The organism is Mesorhizobium sp. M00.F.Ca.ET.216.01.1.1, from assembly GCF_004010325.2.
Lineage (GTDB): Bacteria > Pseudomonadota > Alphaproteobacteria > Rhizobiales > Rhizobiaceae > Mesorhizobium.
This window is the reverse complement of sequence record NZ_SADR02000006.1, coordinates 211,202-233,305: the sequence shown is the minus strand read 5'-3', so window position 1 is coordinate 233,305 and position 22,104 is coordinate 211,202. Positions and strand designations below refer to the sequence as shown.

The 22,104-nt window shown below is 62.6% G+C and carries 19 protein-coding genes and 2 pseudogenes; 4 read left to right on the top strand and 17 right to left on the bottom strand.

Annotated features, from left to right (window positions below; translation table 11 throughout):
• Nucleotides 1-57 precede the first annotated feature (57 nt).
• The 8 genes and pseudogenes from EN859_RS10945 to EN859_RS10905 all read right to left on the bottom strand — a co-directional run bounded on the left by EN859_RS10945 (nucleotide 58) and on the right by EN859_RS10905 (nucleotide 9,669).
• A complete protein-coding gene (locus EN859_RS10945; RefSeq protein ID WP_127853362.1) occupies nucleotides 58-3,219 on the bottom strand; it encodes an efflux RND transporter permease subunit in 3,162 nt (1,053 codons plus the stop codon).
• Nucleotides 3,216-4,460, bottom strand: a complete 1,245-nt coding sequence (locus EN859_RS10940; RefSeq protein WP_127853402.1) for an efflux RND transporter periplasmic adaptor subunit — start codon at nucleotides 4,458-4,460, stop codon at nucleotides 3,216-3,218. Before EN859_RS10940 ends, EN859_RS10945 begins: the two co-directional genes overlap by 4 nt.
• Nucleotides 4,461-4,711: 251 nt before the next feature.
• Nucleotides 4,712-5,308: a LysE family translocator gene (locus EN859_RS10935; protein ID WP_127853361.1), complete on the bottom strand. Its 597-nt coding sequence runs from the start codon at nucleotides 5,306-5,308 to the stop codon at nucleotides 4,712-4,714.
• A 204-nt stretch (nucleotides 5,309-5,512) separates the two neighbouring features.
• Nucleotides 5,513-6,085 (bottom strand): acetolactate synthase small subunit, encoded by a 573-nt coding sequence (gene ilvN, locus EN859_RS10930; RefSeq protein ID WP_023668352.1) that lies wholly within the window; start codon nucleotides 6,083-6,085, stop codon nucleotides 5,513-5,515.
• A gap of 79 nt (nucleotides 6,086-6,164) precedes the next feature.
• On the bottom strand, nucleotides 6,165-7,946 hold the full coding sequence (locus EN859_RS10925; RefSeq protein WP_127853360.1) for an acetolactate synthase 3 large subunit: 1,782 nt from the start codon (nucleotides 7,944-7,946) through the stop codon (nucleotides 6,165-6,167).
• A gap of 208 nt (nucleotides 7,947-8,154) precedes the next feature.
• A pseudogene (locus tag EN859_RS10915) lies at nucleotides 8,155-8,707 on the bottom strand (GNAT family N-acetyltransferase).
• 79 nt (nucleotides 8,708-8,786) lie between these two features.
• Nucleotides 8,787-9,095 (bottom strand): hypothetical protein, encoded by a 309-nt coding sequence (locus tag EN859_RS10910; RefSeq protein WP_127853359.1) that lies wholly within the window; start codon nucleotides 9,093-9,095, stop codon nucleotides 8,787-8,789.
• 1 nt (nucleotide 9,096) lies between these two features.
• Nucleotides 9,097-9,669 (bottom strand): XRE family transcriptional regulator, encoded by a 573-nt coding sequence (locus EN859_RS10905; protein ID WP_127853358.1) that lies wholly within the window; start codon nucleotides 9,667-9,669, stop codon nucleotides 9,097-9,099.
• Between the two features lie 152 nt (nucleotides 9,670-9,821).
• Here EN859_RS10905 and EN859_RS10900 point away from each other — a divergent pair, with 152 nt between their 5' ends.
• Nucleotides 9,822-11,651, top strand: coding sequence for an ATP-binding protein (locus EN859_RS10900; RefSeq protein ID WP_127853357.1), 1,830 nt, complete (start codon nucleotides 9,822-9,824; stop codon nucleotides 11,649-11,651).
• 67 nt (nucleotides 11,652-11,718) lie between these two features.
• On the opposite strand, the gene EN859_RS10895 is transcribed toward EN859_RS10900, so the two are convergent.
• On the bottom strand, nucleotides 11,719-12,510 hold the full coding sequence (locus EN859_RS10895; RefSeq protein ID WP_127853356.1) for a GGDEF domain-containing protein: 792 nt from the start codon (nucleotides 12,508-12,510) through the stop codon (nucleotides 11,719-11,721).
• 131 nt (nucleotides 12,511-12,641) lie between these two features.
• The gene (gene miaA, locus EN859_RS10890; protein WP_127853401.1) at nucleotides 12,642-13,610 is read right to left on the bottom strand and encodes a tRNA (adenosine(37)-N6)-dimethylallyltransferase MiaA; all 969 of its coding nucleotides are present in this window, start codon (nucleotides 13,608-13,610) and stop codon (nucleotides 12,642-12,644) included.
• Between miaA and serB the strand changes: the two genes are divergently transcribed.
• Both serB and EN859_RS10880 read left to right on the top strand, forming a co-directional pair.
• Entirely contained in the window at nucleotides 13,600-14,487 is an 888-nt protein-coding gene (gene serB, locus EN859_RS10885; RefSeq protein WP_127853355.1) for a phosphoserine phosphatase SerB, read from the top strand. The two genes, miaA and serB, sit on opposite strands and share 11 nt — an antisense overlap.
• The gene (locus EN859_RS10880; RefSeq protein WP_127853354.1) at nucleotides 14,484-15,056 is read left to right on the top strand and encodes a GNAT family N-acetyltransferase; all 573 of its coding nucleotides are present in this window, start codon (nucleotides 14,484-14,486) and stop codon (nucleotides 15,054-15,056) included. The genes serB and EN859_RS10880 overlap by 4 nt, the downstream gene beginning before the upstream one ends.
• Nucleotides 15,057-15,102: 46 nt before the next feature.
• On the opposite strand, the gene EN859_RS10875 is transcribed toward EN859_RS10880, so the two are convergent.
• From EN859_RS10875 to EN859_RS10850, 6 genes and pseudogenes are all read right to left on the bottom strand, one after another.
• Entirely contained in the window at nucleotides 15,103-16,620 is a 1,518-nt protein-coding gene (locus EN859_RS10875; RefSeq protein WP_127853353.1) for a DegQ family serine endoprotease, read from the bottom strand.
• A 152-nt stretch (nucleotides 16,621-16,772) separates the two neighbouring features.
• Nucleotides 16,773-16,907: pseudogene (locus EN859_RS39195) on the bottom strand (DUF2065 domain-containing protein); the annotation flags it as partial.
• A gap of 118 nt (nucleotides 16,908-17,025) precedes the next feature.
• Nucleotides 17,026-17,967: a protease modulator HflC gene (locus EN859_RS10865; RefSeq protein WP_127853352.1), complete on the bottom strand. Its 942-nt coding sequence runs from the start codon at nucleotides 17,965-17,967 to the stop codon at nucleotides 17,026-17,028.
• Nucleotides 17,967-19,073 carry an FtsH protease activity modulator HflK gene (gene hflK / locus EN859_RS10860; RefSeq protein WP_127853351.1) on the bottom strand — a complete coding sequence of 369 codons (1,107 nt, stop codon included), beginning with the start codon at nucleotides 19,071-19,073 and terminating at the stop codon, nucleotides 17,967-17,969. The genes EN859_RS10865 and hflK overlap by 1 nt, the downstream gene beginning before the upstream one ends.
• A 145-nt stretch (nucleotides 19,074-19,218) precedes the next feature.
• Nucleotides 19,219-19,737, bottom strand: coding sequence for a dihydrofolate reductase (locus EN859_RS10855; RefSeq protein ID WP_127853350.1), 519 nt, complete (start codon nucleotides 19,735-19,737; stop codon nucleotides 19,219-19,221).
• Entirely contained in the window at nucleotides 19,737-20,792 is a 1,056-nt protein-coding gene (locus tag EN859_RS10850) for a DUF4424 domain-containing protein (protein ID WP_127853349.1), read from the bottom strand. Before EN859_RS10850 ends, EN859_RS10855 begins: the two co-directional genes overlap by 1 nt.
• A gap of 143 nt (nucleotides 20,793-20,935) precedes the next feature.
• Between EN859_RS10850 and cobF the strand changes: the two genes are divergently transcribed.
• Nucleotides 20,936-21,709 (top strand): precorrin-6A synthase (deacetylating), encoded by a 774-nt coding sequence (gene cobF / locus EN859_RS10845; protein ID WP_127853348.1) that lies wholly within the window; start codon nucleotides 20,936-20,938, stop codon nucleotides 21,707-21,709.
• Nucleotides 21,710-21,758: 49 nt separating this feature from the next.
• On the opposite strand, the gene EN859_RS10840 is transcribed toward cobF, so the two are convergent.
• Nucleotides 21,759-22,100, bottom strand: coding sequence for a winged helix-turn-helix domain-containing protein (locus EN859_RS10840; RefSeq protein WP_127853347.1), 342 nt, complete (start codon nucleotides 22,098-22,100; stop codon nucleotides 21,759-21,761).
• Nucleotides 22,101-22,104 lie beyond the last annotated feature (4 nt).

Here is a 22,104-nt window from a genome sequence, read left to right as displayed (position 1 = left end):
CGAACTGCCGGCCGCAAGCGCGACGGTTTGGGCCAGCGCATTCGCAGCCGCTCGCCGCTATTCGGCGGCCTCCTTCTGCGGCTCGACCTGTGGTTCTTCCTCCGGGCCGAACAATGAAGGCTGGTCGACGGCCTCGACCGGCCGCGGTTCTGCCCGGCGCTTTGGCGAAAGTCTGAGAAGCCAGCTGGAGAAGTGCTCCATGTAGACGTAGATCACGGGCGTGACGAACAGTGTCAGCGCCTGTGAGGCGACCAGGCCGCCGACCACCGCCACGCCGAGCGGTTGGCGCAGTTCGGCGCTGGCGCCGGTGCCGAGCGCGATCGGGATGGTGCCCATCAGCGCCGCCAGCGTCGTCATCATGATAGGGCGGAAGCGCATCAGGCAGGCCTTGTGGATGGATTCGAGCGGCGACATCCCCTCGCGCCTGAGTTCCAGCGCGACGTCGATCATCATGATGCCGTTCTTCTTGACAATGCCGATCAGCATCAGGATGCCGATGACCGCGATCACCGAAAGGTCCATCCCCGCAACCCGCAACGCGATCAGCGCGCCGAGCACGGCCGACGGAAGACCGGTAAGGATGGTGAGCGGGTGGATGAAGCTCTCGTAGAGTATGCCCAGAACGATATAGATGGTGAGGACTGCGCCGCCGATCAGCAGGCCCTGATTGGCAAGCGAATCCTGGAAGGTTTTCGCCGTGCCCGAGAAGGTCGTCGAGATCGCCGTCGGCATGCCGATCTTTTCCTTCAGCGCATTGATGTGGGTCACGCTGTCGCCGAGCGCGACGCCCTGCGGCAGGTTATAGGAGATGGTCACGGCGGGAAGCTGGCCGAGCTGGTTGACGGTCAGCGCCCCCGCCGTCCGCTCGACACGAGCGAAGGCGCCGAGCGGCACCAGGCTGCCGCTGGCCGTTCTCACTTGGATGGCCAGCATTCGTTCGGGTGACCACGCGATCTTCGGATCCAGCTCCATGATGACCTCGTAGCTGTCGACCGAGCCGAAGATGGTCGAGACCTGCTGGGTACCGAAACCGCCATAGAGGCTGGAGCGCAGCGTATCGGTATCGATGCCGAGTTGCGCTGCCTTGTCGCGGTCAACCACCAGCGTCGCCTGCAGGGCGTTGTTCTGCAAATCATTGGTGACATCGGTGAAGGCGCTGTGATCGGCGGCCATCGCGTCCGTCAGCTTCTGCGCCCAACTGTTCGTCCCCGTGGTATCGAGACCCTGCACGACAAGCTGGTAGGCGCTCGCGGAAGCACGGGTGCCGAGGCGCAGGTTCTGCACCGGTTGCATAAAGGCTTCGATGCCAGGCACGCCGCCTAGCTGCCGTCTCAGATCCGAAAGCACCTTCTCGATATTGGGACGCTGGTCCTTGTCCTTCAATTGCACATAGAGCTGGCCCTGGTTGAGCGCATTGTTACCACTGCCTGCGGACCACCCGACATGCGACACATAGGGCGAACGGGAAAAGACATTTGCCACCTGGCCTTGCAGCTTCACCATGGCATCGAACGAAATGTCCTGGCGCGCGATGGTCGTCACCGAAATCTGGCCGATATCCTCCTGCGGGAAGAAGCCCTTCGGCGAGATCTGGATCAGCCAGACCGACAGTGCGGCCGTCCCGAGGAAGACAAGCAAGACCAGGAAATTGTGGCGCAGGCAGAACGTCAGCAACCAGTCATAGCCTCTCATGAAGACATTGTGCCTGGAGCCCTCGCCATATGCTCCCCGCTCGGCTTTGGACACCGACAACAGCCGCGAGCACAGCATCGGGGTCAGCGTTAGCGACACGAACATCGATGCCAGGATGGCGACCGTAACCACCACCGCGAACTCATTGAAGACGCGTCCGATGACCCCGCCCATCAGCAGCACGGGAATGAACACCGCCACGAGCGAGAGCGAGATCGAGATGATGGTGAAGCCGATTTCGCGGGCACCCTTGAGCGAGGCATCGAGGGGCGAAAACCCGTCCTCCTCCATGTGGCGAAAGATGTTCTCCAGCATGACGATGGCGTCGTCGACGACGAGGCCGACGGCCAGTGTCAGTCCCATCAGCGAGATGTTGTCGATGGAAAAACCGCACAGGAACATGACGCCGAGCGTGGCGATGAGCGAGATCGGCACCGCCACCGCCGGGATGATCGTTGCCGTCGCCCGACGCAGGAACAGGAAGATCACCATGACCACCAGGGCTATGGTGAGCAGCAGCGTGAACTGCACGTCGTCGACGGCGTGGCGGATCGAGGTCGAGCGGTCGTTGAGCAACTGGATGTTGGCCGCCGCCGGCATCTGGCTCTCGAAGGAAGGCAGCATCGCCTTGACGCGGTCGACCACGTCGACGGTGTTGGCATCGGGCTGGCGCTGTACGGCCATGATGATGGCGCGGGTGCCGTCATACCAGCTTGCCGTCGTCGTGGTCTCGACCGAATCGATGACGCGGGTCACCTCGCCGAGCCGCACAGGATGACCGTTCTTGGTGGCGATGATGATATTGGAAAACCTCGCGGCGTCGGTCAGCTGTGTATTGGCGGTGATCGTCAGCTGCTGCTCGTTGTTGCGCAGCACGCCGAGCGGCGTGCTGCTGTTGGCCGAAGCGATGGCCGTCTGCAGCTGGTCGATCGAGATGCCACGCGCAGCGAGCGCGGTCGGATCGATCTGGACGCGCACGGCATATTTCTGCTGGCCGAAGATCGAAACCTGCGCCACGCCGTCGATCGTCGATAGCGACGGCGAAATGACATTCTCGGCGAAGGCGTCGAGATCGGTCAGCGGAACCGAGTCGCTGACCAACGACATCAGCAGGATGGGCGCGTCGGCCGGATTGACCTTGCGGTAGCTTGGTGGGCTGGTCATCTCCGGCGGTAATTGCCGCTGTGTGCGGGCGATCGCCGCCTGCACGTCGGCGGCCGCGGCGTCGATGTCACGGTTGAGCACGAACTGGATGGCGATCGAGGTCGAGCCGAGCGAGTTGGTGGTGGTGATCGAATCAATGCCGGCAATGGTGGAAAACTGCTTGATCAGCGGCGTTGCCACCGAGGTCGCCATGGTTTCCGGCGAGGCGCCGGGTAGCGACGCCGAAACGTTGACGACCGGGAACTCCGCGCTCGGCAATGCGGCAACCGGCAGGAACTTGTAGGCAAACAACCCGCCCAGCACGAGCGCGAAGGACATGAGCAGAGTGGCGACAGGCCTGCGGATGCAGAATTCGGAAATCATCGGCGCACCTCACCGGCTTTCTCGTCTTCGGCAACCTTGGGCAACGCCTGGTCACCGGAACCGGCCGAGGCCTTGCCTTCGCGGACCGGGGCGCCGTTCTTCAACCTCCTCTGGCCCTCGACGACGACACGTTCGCCGCTTTTCAGTCCCTCGCTGATGGCGGTGTTTTCGCCTTCGGTCAGCGCGACCTGCACGGGCCGCATCTCCACTGTGTTGTCCGGCTTGATCACATAGACGAATGGCCCCCTCTGGCTGGGCTGGACTGCAACCGTGGGGACGGATGTCATCTGCGGCATCATGCCGGCATTGAGCACGACATTCACATATTGGCCCGGCCACAGCGAAAGATCGGCATTTGGCACGCGCGCCCTCGCCGTGATCGTGCCCGAGGCGGTATCGACACTGGAATCGACGAAATCGAGGGTTCCCTTGCCGATCGGCGTCGTGTCGCCGTCATTGGTCAGCGTCACTGCTCCTTCCTGCGGCGCCGCCAGCGCCTTGTGCAGCAGGGCAAGATCGCCTTCCGGAAGGTTGAAGCTCACCCGCAGAGGGTCCATCTGCGTGATGGTCACCAGCGGCGTCGTGGTGCTGCTGCCGTTGCTGGTGGTGACAAGGTCGCCCATCGCGACGCTGATCGCGCCAAGCCTGCCGGATATCGGCGCCGTGATGGTGGCAAAACCGAGCTCGACGGTATCGGCTTCGATCGTCGCCTTGTCGGCATCGACCGTGGCCACAGCGGACTTCTGCGCCGCGATCGCCTGATCGTAAGTCTGCTGCGTGCCCGCCTGCTTGGCGACAAGGTTCTTGGCGCGCTCAAGATCCGCCGTGGCACTGGCAAGCATGGCCTCGTCTTTGGCGAGCGTCGCACGGTCGCGGGCCAGTTGTGCCTTCAGCGAGCGATCGTCCAGCGAGAACAGAAGGTCGCCGGCCTTCACCATCTGCCCGTCCTTGACGGCGATCGACACGATCTGGCTCGAGATCCGCGCGTTGACGCTGACCACGGCGGGAGAGGACACGAAGCCGATCGCATAGCGCCGGATCGGAAAGTCGGCCGTCGAAGCGGTGGCAGCAACCACGGAGGTCGAACGCGCGCCATTTGCGGCTCCGGCGGGTCTGTCCGCTGCAGTCTGCTTCGCCGACAGCAACTGCTGAATGGCGCTCATCGCCGTGGGCGAAAGATAGAGCCCGGCTACGACGAGGCAGGCCACTGCAATCACCGCAAGTATGACTTTTCCAGGCATCGCCAAAAGACCCTCTCCATCGACACGCCGTGGATCGGTGGTCATAGTCTAGCTCAACTCGCGGCCTTTTGCCGCGATTTCGCCGTTACATAGAGGATGCCGAAGGCGAAAAAGTGCCAAAACCGGTCATTACGAAGATTTAATGTGCAGTGCACAATAGCTGTGCACCAGAGCATTGGGTCCAAAAGTGGGAACCGGTTTTGGGAAAAACCGCCGTTTGCACGCCGGCATCATCGGAATACCGACCTACCTTAGCGCAGCATCGGCCACAGCGTTGCCGCAAGCAATACGCCCATGGCGACGTTGAACCATTTCAGCCGCAGCGGATCCGACAGAAAACCGCGCAGTGCCATGCCAAAACCGGCCCAGGTCGAAATGCTCGGCAGCATTATGAAGGCGAAAGCGGCTGAGATCAGCATCACCGACAGGAACGGACGCCCTGGATCGGTGTAGACGGCTATGCCGGTGATCGCCATCACCCACGCCTTGGGATTGACCCACTGGAATGCCGCCGCATTGATGAAGCGCATTGGCCGCGCCTCCACCTCGCTTTTGGCGCCGAGCGAGCGCGACATGGCGATCTTCCAGGCAAGATAAAGCAGGTAGGTGCCGCCGGCGATTTTCAATCCGGTGTGCAGCACCGGAAACGCCGTCAGTACCGTGCCGAGCCCGAAGCCGACGGCAAGCAGCAGCAGCAGGAACCCGATGCCAATGCCCAGCATGTGCGGAACGGTTCTCACGAAGCCGAAATTCACGCCCGATGCCAGAAGCATGAAGTTATTCGGCCCCGGCGTGATCGAGGTGACGAAAGCGTAGACCAGCAGGGCAAGGAATGCGTCGAGTGACATGGTTTTTCCTCCCAAGTAGGTCAGTATCATTGTCCTTTTTCGACCGATGCGCAAAGGCCAGCCGAAGGCGGCCGCCGGGCCAGACAGTCAGGATTACCCAGACACTCAGGATTACCAGGTATCGGATGTGGGTGGCGCCGGGGCCTCGGACACAAAGCAGAAACCGGCTTTGGGAAGATCCAATGGCTTCGACAGCGTCGGATGCTACATTCCCTGCGGTCCTCTGTTCATCGCCGCCACGCCGGTGCGGCAGATTTCGACCAGGCCGAGCGGCTTCATGATGGCGATGAACTGATCGAGCTTGGAGCCCTTGCCGGTAATCTCGAAGATGAAGTGTTCGGTGTTGGCGTCGATGACGCTGGCGCGGAAGGCATCGGCTAGCCTCAGCGCCTCAACGCGGGCCTCGCCGGTGCCGGCGACCTTGACCAGCGCCAGTTCCCGCTCCAATGGCCGTTCCTGCCCAAATTCGTGCGAGCGCACGGTGAGATCGACGACGCGGTGCACCGGCACGATGCGCTCGAGCTGGTGCTTGATCTGCTCCAGCACATGCGGCGTGCCGCGCGTCACGATGGTGATGCGCGACAGATGCTTCTCATGCTCGGTCTCGGAGACCGTCAGGCTCTCGATGTTATAGCCGCGGCCGGAAAACAGGCCGATGACCCGGGCAAGCACGCCGGGCTCGTTGTCGACCAGCACCGACAACGTGTGATTTTCAGGCTTTTCCGTTTCCTTGGCGATGAAATAGGCGGAGCCGGTCGGTTGTAGCTGTGCGTTCATGACATGAATCTCGATTTCAACTCTTGGCGCTAATTCTCTGTTTCCGCACGGCTTCTTCCGACAAGCCCTGCCCCTGCAATCACACCAGTTCCCTGCCCTTGGCGTCGATGGCGTTGGCCACCGCCTCGTCGGTCGCCTCGTCCGGCAGGAGCATCTCATTATGCGCCTTGCCCGACGGGATCATCGGAAAACAGTTGGCGAGCGTTGCCACGCGGCAGTCGAAGATCACCGGCTTCTTCACCGCAATCATCTCCTTGATCGCATCGTCCAGCTCGTCCGGCTTCTCGCAGCGGATGCCGTGGCCGCCATAGGCCTCGGCCAGCTTGACAAAATCCGGCATCGCTTCGGTGTAGGAATGCGACAGCCGGTTGCCGTGCAGGAGCTGCTGCCACTGCCGCACCATGCCCATATACTGGTTGTTGAGGATGAAGATCTTGATCGGCGCTTCGTGTTGAACCGCCGCGCTCATTTCCTGCATCGTCATCTGCACCGAAGCATCGCCCGCAATGTCGATGACCAGCGCATCCGGATGTGCGATCTGCACGCCGAGCGCCGCCGGCAGGCCGTAGCCCATCGTGCCCAGCCCGCCTGACGTCATCCAGCGGTTCGGCTTCTCGAAATGGTAATGCTGTGCCGCCCACATCTGGTGCTGGCCGACCTCGGTGGTGATGTAGGTATCCATGTCCTTGGTCAGCGCGTAGAGCCGCTGGATGGCGTATTGCGGCATGATCACGTCGTCGTTCATCTTGTAGGCGAGCGAATCCCGCGCCCGCCATTTGGCGATCTGCTCCCACCAGGGATAGAGCGCCTTCTTGTCGGCCTTGGCGGTCGCCCGCCACAGCCGCACCAGATCCTCCAGCACCCGGCCGACATCGCCGATGATCGGCACGTCGGTGTGGACGTTCTTGTTGATCGACGACGGATCGATGTCGATGTGGATCTTTTTCGAGTTCGGCGAGAACGCGGTGAGCCGCCCGGTGATGCGGTCGTCGAAACGCGCGCCGATGCAGATCATCACGTCGCAATCATGCATGGCCATGTTGGCTTCATAGGTGCCGTGCATGCCGAGCATGCCCATCCAGTTCTTGCCCGATGCCGGATAGGCGCCGAGCCCCATCAGCGTCGAGGTGATCGGAAAGCCGGTGAGATCGACCAGTTCGCGCAGCAAATGACTCGCTTCCGAGCCGGAATTGATGACACCGCCGCCGCTATAGATGATCGGCTTTTTGGCGCTCGCCATCAGTTCGACCGCCGCCTTGATCTTGTCCAGGTCGCCCTGGACCTTCGGCTGGTAGCTGGTGCGCGGCGCCGTCTGCGGCGGCACATAGATGCCCTTGGCGAACTGCACGTCCTTCGGGATGTCGACAACGACCGGGCCGGGACGCCCTGTGGTCGCGACATGGAAGGCCTCATGGATGGTCGCCGCCAGCTGGTTGACGTCCTTCACCAGCCAGTTGTGCTTGGTGCAGGGGCGTGTGATGCCGACGGTGTCGCACTCCTGGAAAGCGTCGGAGCCGATCAGCGAGGTCGGCACCTGCCCGGTCAGGCAGACCAGCGGGATTGAATCCATCAGCGCATCCTGCAGCGGCGTCACCGCATTGGTGGCGCCAGGTCCCGAAGTCACTAGCATGACGCCGGCCTTACCGGTCGAGCGCGCATAGCCTTCCGCTGCATGGCCAGCGCCCTGCTCATGGCGAACGAGGATGTGCTCGACCTCATCCTGCTGGAAGATCTCGTCATAGATCGGAAGTACTGCGCCGCCCGGATAGCCGAAAACATGCTTGACGCCGTTGTCCTTCAGCGCCTGCACCACCATTTCGGCGCCCGTCATTTCGCGCCGCTCGTTCTGTCTGTTGCTCATCGGTCTGGTCCCGTACTGTCCGCCATCGGGCGATTGCTGGTCGTTTAGACGTGTTTTGGGCAATAAAAAAGGCCCCCGAGGGAGCCTGTGTCTTGCGCATGGGAGGTTTCCGCCCGGCGGTTACACCGCCTTGCCCACGCGCTTTCCTACTACGAGAATGAGTGCCGTTTTCATGGTGGCGGACAATAGGATTGGTTTTGCACCGCTGTCAACGGCCAATCTGCGCGGCCGGCTCGGGCTGGGACTGGCCGATGCGCTTCCAGTAGATGAGCGTGCCGGTCAGCCCGCCATGAGGTTTCAACGCATAGTCCGGTATTTCGCCGGCGAGCGTGAAGCCCAGTCTCTCGTAGAGACCGGAAGCGCCTTCCTCCGTCGCAGTGTCCAAGACAGCAGGCTGCGGCCTTTCTGCACGGCAAGGTCCTCGGCCGCTCGCATCAGGCGGGTCGCAACGCCTTTGCCCCGATGATCGATGCGGGTCATGAGTTAGCAATCTCGGCGCGATGCGGCTGGTTGGGAGGACAGTCGAGCAGCAAGGTGACGGTGCCGACCAGAACCTCGCCATCCCATGCGCCGAGCACCGCTCGTTCGCCTCTCGCCGCCGCCGTGAGCGACTTGTCCCAGAAGTCTCTCGCCGCTTCCAGCGACAGCGGATGCATAAAACTGACGGATCCACCGGCCGCAACCGTCGCGATCAGCATGTCGACCAACATTGCATGCGTTTCAGCAGACTGGTTCAGAACGTTGATTTCGATGGATCCCATGCGTGCGATGCCCTTTGTCGAAGCAAAATGTCTATGAAACGGTGAGCACCGGTCGAAGGCCGCAAATGCGATGCCGTTGTCAGTCGAAATGACTGAATCTCCTTCGCTTCCTGGCCCGGTGGATTTCCGCGATGCGTTCGGTGTCTTCTTCCTGAAGATGCCGCCCGCGTTCCAGAAGTTCGAGTGTGTACTCCTCATAGGTCAGGCCCAGCCGCTCGGCCTTGTCCAGCCGCATCAGCATGACCTCGTGGCTCGGCGCTTTCCAGGCCTTGGCATGGGCAGCCTGCCAGGCAAGGAAGACGTAGGCGTCGCCCTCACCCCATGGCGGGCCGTCATAGTCGTCGAGCGGCGGTCCGCCGTTGTCGGTGCGTTTCGGACGGCGTGCCATGTCATCTCGCTCTGACCAGTGCGACCAGATAGTCGGCGGCGTCCGGCCCCGGCGCGTGGAATGTACAGTCGCAAGGGGCGCCAAGCGCCAGGCAGTCACCGGGCCCTAGACTGTGCACAACATCGCCCTCGGTGAATTGAAGTTGCCCGCCAATCAGCCATATCTGCTGTTTGATGAAGGCGTAGGACGCTGCAGGAAAGCTCACCCTGGTTCCCGCCGGCAGTTGAACCCTGATCAGTTCGAGCGGCATGTCGGCCGAAACCGGCGAAAGATGCCGCCGCACATAGCCCGTGCCGGGATCACGCCACTGCGGTTGATCGCTCTCGCGAAGCAGGCTGCCGCCTTGCAATTCCGCCCGGGCGATCAGCGTGGAGAGCGTCATGCCAAAGGCCGCGGCGATGCGCACCAAAAGGGCTGCCGTCGGGCTCGTCTTGCCGCGCTCGATGGTACTGAGCATGGCTTTCGACACGTCGGATCGGTCCGCAAGCTCCGCCAGCGACCAGTCCCTCAAAGCCCGTTCGGAACGTATTCTTCTGCCGATGGTCGACGAGATGTCATTCGCTATATCAGTCATTTGTCCAATATATCGAATCCTCGCATCAGGGAAAGGGCCGGCCGAGTCAATTTTCGCTGTTGTCTTAACGCCCCCTACACCATCCGACCTCACGCCGCCTTAACCCCATTTGTGTAGGTTCGATCCTCCAGGGAATGGGGATCAGGCTATCCATGTTTGTCGAACGCGAAGCCTCCGTCGGAGAACCGACATCACAGGAGCGCCGCAACGCCGAGCAGAACGACAAACGCATTCTGGGCAATGTCGTGCAGTGCGACGGCGCGCGCGCCACCATCAGCGCCTACGCCGACGATGTCGAAGGCACGGTCACCGGCCTGTGGACCGTCGGCAAGATGATCTCCATCAATCTCGGTACCACGCGAACCGTTGGCCTCGTCTATGAGATCGGCAAATCGGATCGCGCCTGGAGCAATGAGGGCCAGAACCCGATAGAAGTCAGCGTCGAGTTGATCGGCGAGGTCCGTGACGGCGCCGAGCCAGGTGCCAAGCCGGTCTTCGACCGCGGCATCACCACATATCCGCACATCGGTGCCATCGCCCATCGCATCCGAAGCCGCGACCTGCAGGCGGTCTACGATCTCGCCGGGCGTCATTCGATCACCATCGGCACGCTGTCGCAGGATGAGGCGATCGACGCCAACATCGCCATCGACGACACGCTGGCGCGCCACTTCGCTATTGTCGGTACCACCGGCGTCGGCAAATCCACTGCCGTCTCGCTGCTGTTGCGCAAGTCGATCGCCGCCCGGCCCGACCTGCGCATCCTCATCCTCGACCCGCACAATGAGTTCGCGGCATCACTCCCCGAACACTGCGTCCGAGTCGATTCGACGACGCTGGACCTGCCCTTCTGGATGTTCAAGCTCGAGGAATTTGCCGAAGTACTGTTTCGTGGGCGCGAGACCGTGCCGGAAGAAGTCGACGTGTTGCGCGATCTCATCCCCGCCGCCAAGAACCTTTATCGCAACCCGAACTCCGGCACCTATCTGCGGCGTGGCAGCGATGCACTGACCGCTGACACGCCGGTGCCCTATCGTATGGTCGACCTTATCAAGCAGATCGATGAACGCATGGGCCTGCTGGAAAGCAAGAACGACCGCCCAACGCTCAAATCGCTGAAGACGCGCATCGAATCGGCGGCCTCGGATCCGCGCTACCGCTTCATGTTCAACTCGCGCCTGATCGAGGACACAATCCACGAGACGATCGGCAATATTTTCCGGGTGCCGCACCACGGCCGCCCGGTGACCTGCTTCGAAATGGCTGGCATGCCGTCCGAGGTCGTCAATTCCGTCTGTTCGGTGCTCGCGCGTCTGGCCTTCGACCTGGCGCTGTGGAGCGAGGGACGGTTGCGGCTGCTCTTGCTGTGCGAAGAGGCGCACCGCTACATGCCGGCCGATGCGCGCCTCGGCTTCGCGCCAACCAGGCACGCGCTGTCGCGCATCGCCAAGGAAGGCCGCAAATACGGATGCTATCTCGGCGTCGTCACGCAGCGCCCGGGCGAGCTCGATCCGACCATCCTGTCACAGTGCTCGACCTTCTTCGCCATGCGGCTGGCCAACGAGCAGGACCAGGCGATCATCCGCTCGGCGATCGCCGATTCCTCGGCGTCGACGCTGGCTTTCCTGTCTTCCATGGGCCAGCGCGAAGCTATCGCCTTCGGTGAGGGCGTGGCGACGACCATGCGGCTGAAATTCGAGAAACTGTCCGAAGAACTGATCCCCGGCACGGGTAAGCGTGAGCAGGCCTTGTCGTCCGAAACCGGCGACGATGTCGATCTTGCTGCAATTGTCGAGCGGCTGCGCAATGTGCCGAAGCCGCAGCAGGCGATGGCCTTCGCCGAGGTCGTCGATACCGGCCGCCAGGCCGGCGATCCGGATTACCGCAAGCCCCCCGTTCCGCGCATTCAACCGGACGACGATTTCGACATGCGCTACGGGCTGAAACCCGCAACCTTCGGCCTGCGCCCGCAGAACGACTGAGCTAAAGCTAACCTCTTGTTGCTGGGCCCATCAGACGGCCAGCATCACGAATTTGATGATGGGGTTTTTAGGCGCAGACGCGATTGCGCCCCTGCCGCTTGGCCTCGTAGAGCTGGCGGTCGGCGCGGCGGTAGAAATCCTCGGCCGTCTCCTTGCGATCCCAAACGGCAAGGCCGACGCTGGTGGTGATCTTCAGGCGGACATTGCCCGATAGCACCGACATGTTGGCGATGGCCTTGCGAATGCGCTCCGCGAACTTGGACAGAAGCTCGGCGTCCATGTTGGGCGTGACCACGGCGAACTCCTCGCCGCCTAGCCGCGCCACCACGTCGTGATAGCGTGTCATGCCCTTCAGGCAATTGGCGACCGCCCTCAGCACCTCGTCGCCGACATCGTGGCCATGGGTGTCGTTGACCTGCTTGAAGTGGTCGAGATCCAGGATCATCAGCCCGACGGGCTTCTCGATGCGGCGGAACTCCTCGAGATATTCCTTCAGTGCATCGTCGAAATAGCGCCGGTTCTGCATGCCCGTCAGGCCGTCGGTCAGGGCTGCATGCTCCAGCGTTTCCGAGCGAGCGCTGAGCGAAACCGTCATGGCGCGCAGCTTGCCCTCTTCCGTCGCCTGCTTGCGGATCAGCGGATAGATGAAGAAAACGCCGAAGAACAGCGCCGTCGCCAGAAGCACGCCGGTCGCGAACAGCAGCTTATTGAGATAGACGATCTCCTCGATCCCCGAGGACGTGTCGATCTCCGCCGCGATGGCTTGCAGAAGCCCATAGGCGTGGAGCGTCACCAGGCCGGCGGCCAGGATCACGAAAATAAAGACGAAAAATGCGGATTCCGCCTTATGGAAACGCATCTGCTCCCCGCGGGAAAACTGCCCGACGACTTTATGGCATGCCGGGGCCTTACGGAGGGTTAATCCGGACAACCTGAGCGGGAAATTCAACTTCTGCATCTTGTTTCCCTGGTTGCATCTGATGCAGGAGATCAGATCGAGGACACTACGTCGTCGCCAGGATGCAATCTCTGCCATTCCGGACCCAATTGGTGCCGGAACCATGTCGCTTGCCGCTTGGCGTATTGCCGCGTCGCGATCTTGGCGCGCTCTATTGCCTCGGGGAAGCTCATGTCTCCGGCCATCGCGGCCCGTAGTTCGCGAACGCCAATCGCCTTCATCGCCGGAAGACCCGGGTCGAGGTTAAGGGCCGTAAGCTGCTTGACTTCATCGAGGGCACCCTTGTCCAGCATGCTGTCGAATCGCGCCTCGATGCGGCTCACCAGCTCCGCTCGATCCGGCTCGATCACCAGGAAACGCGTGCTGGTCCGGTCGATAAGCGGTCGGCCGCGTTCGGCCTGCCATTCCAGGATGGAGCGGCCCGAGGCGTCGAGCACTTCCAGCGCCCGCACGATGCGCTGGCCGTCGGTTGGCTTCAGCATCGTGGCGACCGCCGAATCCTCGCGCAGCAGGATGCGGTGCAGCTTGGCCGCCCCTTGCTCCTTGAGCTCATAGCGCCAGCGGTCGCGGATCGGCTGGGGAATATCGGGCATTTGCGAAATGCCTTCGGCAAGCGCGCGGAAATAGAGGCCGGTGCCGCCAACGAAGATCGCCGGCCGCCGCGAAAGCGTGCCGTCCGGTTGCGTCGAAAGCAAGCCCTCGTCGATCAGCTTCGTCACGTCGCGCAGCCAGGCGCCGGTGGAATAGGCAGTGGAAGGATGGACGTGGCCGTAGAGAAAGTGCGGCGCGCGGGCGAGCTCGGCAGCGGTCGGCCGCGCCGTCAGCACGTCGAGCACCGAATAGCCCTGCATGGAATCGGTGTTGACGATGACGCCGCCCCTGCGCTGAGCGAGATCGAGCGCAAGCGCCGACTTGCCGCTGGCGGTCGGCCCGGCTATCAGGATCGCATTTTTCACGCGGCCCTCGCCCGCCTGCCCACCGGAATTTTCGATGCCGCTGATCGCCACGCTTGTATCCCACCCTGCCCGCCGCGCATTGTCGGCGTCGCTTGCGAATATGGCGTCACGGTCGGTCGGCGCAAGCGCTGTTCGCTGGCTGGCCGAAGGCATCGCCTGCGACCTTGCTTTGCCCGAGGCAGCCGAAGCCGCTGAAATCGCCGCGGGCCTGCGCGCTGCCCTGGCTTGCGAACCGGTCGACGTGATCGTCCAGCAGGCTGACGCAAGGCGCAAGAAGATCCTTCTCGCCGATATGGATTCGACGATGATCGACCAGGAGTGCATCGACGAGCTTGCCGACGAGATCGGCGTCAAGGATCGTGTCGCGGTCATCACGGCGCGATCGATGAACGGCGAGATCGCTTTCGAACCGGCCCTGCGTGAGCGTGTGGCATTGCTGAAGGGTCTCGATACCGCCGTGGTCGACCGCATCATCGCCAAACGCCTGACGCTGGCCTCCGGCGGCCGCGCGCTTGTCCAGACCATGCGGGCCCATGGCGCCTGGACAGCACTTGTGTCCGGTGGCTTTGACGTTTTCACCACACGCATCGCGGCGATGCTCGGCTTCCAGGAGAACCGCGCCAACCGCCTGATAGAGCAGGATGGCCGCTTCACCGGGCTTGTCGCCGAGCCCATCCTTGGCCGCGCCGCCAAGGCCGAAGCGCTGATCGAGATTTCGGCTCGCCTCGGCCTGACACTCGCCGACGCCATCGCAGTCGGCGACGGCGCCAACGACCTCGACATGATCCGCCTTGCCGGCACCGGCGTCGCCCTGCACGCCAAGCCGTCCGTCGCGGCCGGGGCCAAGGTGCGCATCGACCATTCCGACCTTACCGCGCTGCTCTATCTGCAGGGCTACCGCCGGGAAGAATTTGTCGAATGACGCCGATCCGCACCGAACGTCTCATCCTGCGCAACTGGCAGGACCGCGACCGCGAGCTCTTCCACCGGATCAATTCCGACGAGCGCGTCATGGAATTCTTTCCGTTCCGCCGTGACCGCGCCCAGTCCGACGCCAAGATGGACGAATTGCGGGACGCCATTGACCGCGATGGCTTCGGCTTCGCCGCAGCCGAGCTCGCGGCAACCGGCGAATGCATCGGCTTTGTCGGCATAACCAGAACCGATTATCTGCCCTTCTTGCCGGCCGGTGCCGTTGAGATAGGCTGGCGACTGGCGCCCGAATACTGGGGCAAAGGCTATGTCACCGAGGCCGCGGAAGCGTGGCTCGTCTATGGCTTCGAAACGCTGGGCCTTGACGAGGTAGTGTCCTTCGCGGTCGAGAGCAATCGCCGCTCCACCGCCGTCATGGAACGCCTAGGCATGATCGCCGACCCGGCCAGCGACTTCGACCATCCCGGCATTCCGGACAGCCACACAGCGCTCAGGCGGCATGTTCTTTACCGGCTTTCGCACGGTGATTGGGAGCAAAGAACAAGGGCGGCCCGCTAGCCGCCCTTTCTCTTTCAAAATCAGAGTACTGCAGGTTCTTCCGAACTCAATCCATGCGGATCGTCACGAACCGCAACTCACCGGTCTTCGACGCCAGCATCAACAGTGCGTTCTTGCGCCCCTGTTCCTTCAGCGCACCGATCCGGTCCATGACGTCCTTGGGTGAGGCAACCGATTCCTGTGCGATCTCGGTTATCACTTCGCCGGGCTGGATGCCGCGTTCGGCGGCCGCCGAATCCTTGGTGACGTCGGTAACGACGACGCCGGAGACATCGGCGGCGATGCTGAATTTTTTCCGCGTCTCATCGTTGAGTTCGCCGATGGTCATGCCAAGCACGGAAGCCGTCGAAACCGGGGGCGCCTTGTCGCCTTTGTCCTGGTCGGTGCTGCTGCCGTCTTCGCCCTTGGCGAGCTTTTCGCCGTCTTCGAGCCGGCCGAGCGTCACTTTCACGGTCTGCTCGACACCCTTGCGCACGATGAGCACATCCACCGCCTTGCCGACCGGGCTTTCCGCGACAACGCGCGGCAGGTCGCGCATTTCGTGGATGTCCTTGCCGTCGAACTTGATGATGACATCGCCTGCCTGGACGGTGCCGTTGTCGACCGGTCCGCCCTTGATGACGCCGGCGACCAGCGCGCCCTTGGCGGTTGCCATGCCGAGGCTTTCGGCGATGTCGTCGGTCACCGGCTGGATGCGCACGCCAAGCCAGCCGCGCCGCGTTTCGCCGAACTGGCGAAGCTGGTCGACGACCCCGGCAGCGAGTTGCGAGGGAATGGAGAAGCCGATGCCGATCGAACCGCCCGACGGCGATATGATCGCCGTGTTGATGCCGATAACCTCGCCGATGCTGTTGAACAGCGGTCCGCCGGAATTGCCGCGGTTGATCGCGGCGTCGGTCTGGATGAAATCGTCGTAGGGGCCGGAATTGATGTCGCGGTTGCGCGCCGAGACGATGCCGACTGTCACCGTGCCGCCAAGGCCGAACGGATTGCCGATCGCCATCACCCAGTCGCCGACACGCATCTTGTTGGAATCGCCGAATTTCACCGCCGTTAGCTTGTGTCCCTTCGGATCGACCTTCAGCAGCGCAACATCGGTCTTGGTGTCGGTGCCGACCAGCGTCGCCTTGAGCGTCACGCCATCGGAGAAATTCACCTCGATGTCGTCTGCATCGGCAATGACGTGGTTGTTGGTCACCACGATGCCCTGTTCGGCATCGACAACGAAGCCGGAGCCCAGCGACTGCACTTTCTGCGCGCCATTGTCCTTGTCGCCACCGCGGTTCTTGAAGAAATCGTCGAAGAAATCCTGGAAGGGCGAGCCCTCAGGAAGCTGTGGCATAGGCACGGCGCCTGGACCTTCCGTGCCCTTCACCGTCTGCGACGTCGATATGTTGACCACAGCGCCGAGCAGGCCTGCGGCGAGGTCGGCGACCGAAGGCGGTCCATCCGCAGCCACCGTTGGCGTTACAAAAGACGGAACAGCAAGGCCGCCGACGACAAGCGCTGCCGCACCGGCGATGAACGTCCGCCTCGCTGCGCGCAGAAGGGTGTTGGATGTCATCGAGGGTCTCCCGGTGTTTGTGAAAAAAAGCTGCTTCGGCAAAAGCATCGCTCCGAGCCATGTTGGCAAGAAATAAGGCACGTTTGCGGCTGTGGCTATCGGCAGAGGATAAATCCTCCGTTACACCAACACCATAGTCGTCAACGCCGTCGTCAGCTGCTCACCGGCCAGATGCTGCCGACGCCGATGGCAATCGCCACCAACCCGGCGATCCGCAACGCGTTTGCCGGCATCGACAAGACTTGCTCGGCAAGCTCTTGGCCATAGACCAGGCCCTCGACGTCTACAGCGCCCGCGCGTCCTTTTGGACGCGCAAACGGCGCTGTAGCACTTTGATCTTGCGCATGATCCTTTCCGAACCTTTGGTTCGGGTCATGCGCCTGAACCAGGCCGATCGCCGGTCCGTTACTGTCCGGTGCCTGACTGCGCTGCCGGCGCAGCCGGTGCCTGCGGCGCCGTCGGCGTTTCCTTGCTGTCCGGATCGCGGAAGAAGCGGAAGAACTGGGAATTCGGCGACAGCACCATCGTCGTCCCGGTGCTGTCCAGCGCAGTGCCGTAGGCATTCATCGAGCGGTAGAAATCGAAGAAGGCCGGATCGCGCTGGTAGGCCGCCGCGAAGGTGGCGCTGCGCTGGGCTTCGCCCTCGCCGCGCAGGATCTCCGATTCCTTCTGCGCTTCGGCGACGATCTCCACCACTTCGCGGTCGGCGCGGGCCTTGATGCGCTGTGCCGCCTCGTTGCCTCGCGCCCGCAGCCGCTCGGCTTCGGCCAGGCGTTCGGCCTTCATGCGGTCGAAGGTCTGCTGCGAGACCTCCGCCGTCAGGTCGGTCCGGCGGATGCGCACATCCTCGATCTGCAGGCCGAGCGACGTAGCGTCGGGCCTGAGCTGGTCGCGCACTTCCCGCATCATCACGGCCCGCTCTTCCGAGAGCGCCGCTTCGAAGTCGCGCAAACCGTAGACACGGCGCAGCGCCGCATCGAGACGCGTCCTCAGCCGTGCCTCGGCGAGCTCGATCTGACCGGAGACGGCGGCGCGGAAGATGCGCGGATCCGAGATGCGATAGGCGATAAAGGCATCGACCTCGTAGAACTTGCCGCCCGAGACCTGGACGCGGATGTTGTCGAGGTCGAAGCGCAGCACCCGATTCTCGATCAATTGCACGCTGTCGGCATCGAAGAACGCGAACGGCGCCTTGAAATAGATGCCCGGCTGGTTCTTGACGTCGACGATCTCGCCGAACCGAAGCACGAGCGCCTGCTGGCGCGCATTGACAACGAAGACCGACGAATAGAGCAGGAACAGGATGATTGCTGCGATGACGGCGATGATGGGCAGACGATTGGTCATCACTGGTTTCCTCCCAGCACCGGCGCTGGCGGCGTCTTCTGCTGCAGCGCTGGCAGCGGCAGGTAGGGAACGACCCCTTGCCCGTTGCCTTGCTCGACAATGACCTTGTTCGAATCCTTCAGAACCCTCTCCATCGTTTCAAGATAAAGCCGCCTGCGCGTCACCTCGGGCGCCTTGGCGTATTCGTCATAGACCGAGATGAAGCGCTGCGCCTCGCCTTCGGCCTCCTGCACGACACGGTTCTTATAGGCGGCCGCATCCTCGCGGATCTGTGCGGCTTCGCCACGCGCCTGGCCGAGCTTCTGGTTGGAATACTGATTGGCCTGCTCGACGAACTTGTCCTCGTCCTGTTCGGCGCGCTGCACCTCGTCGAAGGCATCGGCGACTTCGCGCGGCGGCGCGGCATCCTCGATCGAGATGGCGTTGACGGTGAGGCCGGCCTTGTAGCCGTCCAGCGTCGTCTGGATGATCTCACGCACCGATGCCGCAATGCCCTGGCGGTCGTCGCGGAAGATGTCCTGGGCCGGTCGCCGGCCAACAGCTTCGCGCATGGCGCTTTCGGCAACCTGCCGCAGCATGCCGTCGGGATCGGACACGTCGAACAGATAGGCCCTCGGGTCGGAAACCTGATAGGCCACCGAGAACTGGACGTTGACGATGTTCTGGTCGCCGGAAAGCATCAGCCCGGAGCTGCTACTGCTGCTGGTCGCGCCGCCGCCGATGTCGACGAGCTGCTCGGCGATGTTGGCCGTCTCGACCGTTTCGACGGGCCACCAATGGAAATGCAGACCGGGCTGCGAGAGTTCGGCCTTCGGTATGCCGAACCGCAGTTCGACCGCAACTTCGTCGGGCTGCACGGTGTAGACCGCCTTGAATGCCCACAGCACGACAAGTGCCGCGGCGATCAGTCCGAGGACCGCGGGGCTGGCGCCACCACCACCTGGCAGGGCGCGCCGCAGTCTGTCCTGGCCGCGCCGGATGATATCTTCGAGATCGGGAGGCGAGCCTTGCGGGCCGCTAGGCCCCTTGGGTCCCTGCCCCCAGGGCCCCTGATTGCCGCCGCCGCCCCATGGGCCGCCGCCACCGCTCTTGTCATTCCAGGGCATAAATGTCCTTTCGCTTGGAATTCCCTCAGCACCGGCCTACGGCGCAAATCCCACGTAGCTCTTCTATAGGGACGCGACGGCTCGCTTTCAACGCGATCCGCTGACGGCATCTCTATTTTGGACCGTTCGCGACCGTTTGTCGTCTTCAATGCACGTGGCGGCGTCGCTCGTAAACCGAATAGCGCGTCGCGTGGCTGTCCTTTTCACCGGCCGGAACGTCCTGCGAGCTGACCATGCGCCATGAATCGGGATCGATCGGCGGAAAACGCGCGTCGCCATCGACCGCGGCCAGGACATGCGTGACATGCAGGCGATCGGCCAGCGGCAGCGCCTGGGCATAGATCTCACTGCCACCGACCACGCAGATTTCGTTCGCGCCGGCCATGCAGCGCCCGCGCACATTGGCAAGCTTGATCGCCTCATCGAGCGAATGCGTGATTTCGATGCCCTCGGCGCGCCAGGTCTTGTCGCGGGTCACTACGATGTTGAGCCTGCCCGGCAGCGGCCGGCCGATGCCTTCATAGGTCTTGCGGCCCATGATGATGGGCTTGCCCATCGTGTCGGCCTTGAACCGCTTGAGATCGGAGGAAAGCCGCCATGGCAGGCCGCCGTCGCGCCCGATCACGCCGTTCTCGGCGATGGCGACGTAGATTGCGATGTCCATCAGCCGCCGTTCCCGCCTTCACTGCCGCCACCTTCACCGTCCCCGCCGTCACCATCGATGTCATCCGACGGCTCCAGCAGCAGGATGTCGATGTCATGCTCGGGATAAAAATCTTGAGCCGTCATCTCGAATGTCGTCGGCCCGACCTTCCTGACATTGTCGCCGCAGAACGAGACCAGGCTCTTGGGATTGCCCTTGTCGATGGTCAGCTTGAACTTGCCGATGCTGCCCGAAGCCCAGTTGCCCCCGGTGGTCAGGATATAGGCGATTCTGTTCTCGAAATATCTCGGGTAGCCGTCCGGATCGTCCTTGGCCGCCTTGCGCACTGCGTTCTCGAACGCATTGTCCATGCAGTATCGGCCCTTGTAGCTGGCATATTGGCCCTGGAACTGGCCGTCGTAGAAGAAGCTGACCGAGGACGTGCCGCCGACACTGGGCTTGTAGCGATGGGAGACATGGACCGCCTTGTTGGCAGGGAAGGTCGAGCGCCACCAATAGGTCGAGCGCAACTGCCAGAACGGCGTATAGACAGTTTTCATGCCCGAGCCATCGTCGCTGGTGTCTTCGATGATGATGCCGCGATTCTCCCAATCCTTCGCAACCGCCTGTGGTAGCTTCGCCAGCGCCGCCTTCGCAGCGTCGCCGAATGGATAGAACGGCACGTTCTGGGCCGTCAGGTCGGCGCTGATGTCGATGCCGAGTGCGAAGACCTTCTGCTGCAGCTGCGGTTTTACGGCGACGCCGTCGATCGTCACCTCGAAGCCGAGGAAATTGTCGCTCTGCCCTTCGGGGATTGCCGGCATCTCTTCGGGATTGCCTTCGATGTCAGGCATCGGAAAGGCGACGATCGTGTCGACAGCCTTGTCGGTGTTGTTGCGGAAGACATAGTCGACCGTCACTTTCTCCGGCGAGATGTAGAGATCTTCGCTCTCCATGGCGACCGCATCGCTGCGCGACAGGATCAGGCCGCCCGTGCCTAATTCCGCGATCGAATCATTGGCAAATGCCGGCGCGGCCGAAAACGCCAGTGCTGCGGTCAGGACATAACGGAACATTGACCCCCCTTCGGCGAAAACGCCAGCATGACTCTAGCCGTTTCAATGTGGCGTTTCAAAGCCCTTCCGCGGGCTCGCTGACGCTGGCATGCATGATCTTGGTTGTCTGGACACCGGCCTTCCGATCGGGCAGGAGTTCGCTCATGCGCAAGCTTCTCGTCATCGGCATCGGCGCCGGCAATCCCGACCACATGACGGTCCAGGCCATTGATGGCTTGAACCGCGCCGACGTGCTGTTCATTCCCGACAAGGGCGCGACAAAGAGCGATCTCGCCGAACTGCGCCGCCACATCTGCGATCGTTTCGTCTCCAACCCGAACTCGCGCCGTGTTGAATTCGACGTGCCGGTTCGGGCCGAGCCGGCGCCGTCCTACCGCTCGACCGTCGACGACTGGCACGAGGCAATCGCCGCAATCTATGAAGGCCTGATCCGCGACGAGCTTTCGCCAGACGGCTGCGGCGCTTTCCTGATCTGGGGTGATCCCTCGCTCTACGACAGTGCGCTGCGCATCCTGGAGCGCGTGTTATCGAGGGGCAATGTCGAGTTCGAGCTGGAGGTCATTCCCGGCATAACCGCTGTCCAGGCGCTCGCCGCCAGCCACACGATGGCGCTCAATCGCATCGGCGATTCTGTCCTGATCACCACCGGTCGCCGCCTCGCCGAGGAAGGTCTGCCCGGAAATGCCGGCAGCACGGTCGTCATGCTCGACGGCAAATGCGCTTTTAAGACGCTTGAGGACAAGGACGCCGTTATCTACTGGGGCGCCTATCTCGGCACGCCTGACGAGGTCCTCATTTCAGGCCGTCTCGGCGATGTCGGCGACGAGATCGTGAAGACCCGCGAAGAGGCCCGCCGGAAAAAGGGCTGGATCATGGACACCTATCTGCTGCGCAAGCCCGGCGAGCCGGAGGAATAGTTTCTTTCAGCTCCTCGGTTGATCGCAGTTTGCAGGGATTCCCCCGCATTCAGCCAGCGTCGATTTCCGCTTGCAATGCCTCAATATGCGTTGCCGCTGCAGAGGTCGCCGCTCGTTCGATGGCACGAAAGCGGCTAACCACGGCAAGCCCCACCGAGGTCAATTGCGCGCCGCCGCCCTTCTTGCCGCCCGTCTGTGCCGCGACCAGCGGCTTGCCGAACACCCGGTTCATGTCCTCGACCAGGTCCCAGGCGTGCTTGTAGGACATTTCCATGCCGCGCGCCGCGGCCGAGATCGAACCAAAGGCAGCAATCTGCTCCAGAAGCTCGATCTTGCCCGGTCCGATACGCCCATCAGGATCGAGGTTTATCCGCAAACTCAGCGACGGCATTCCC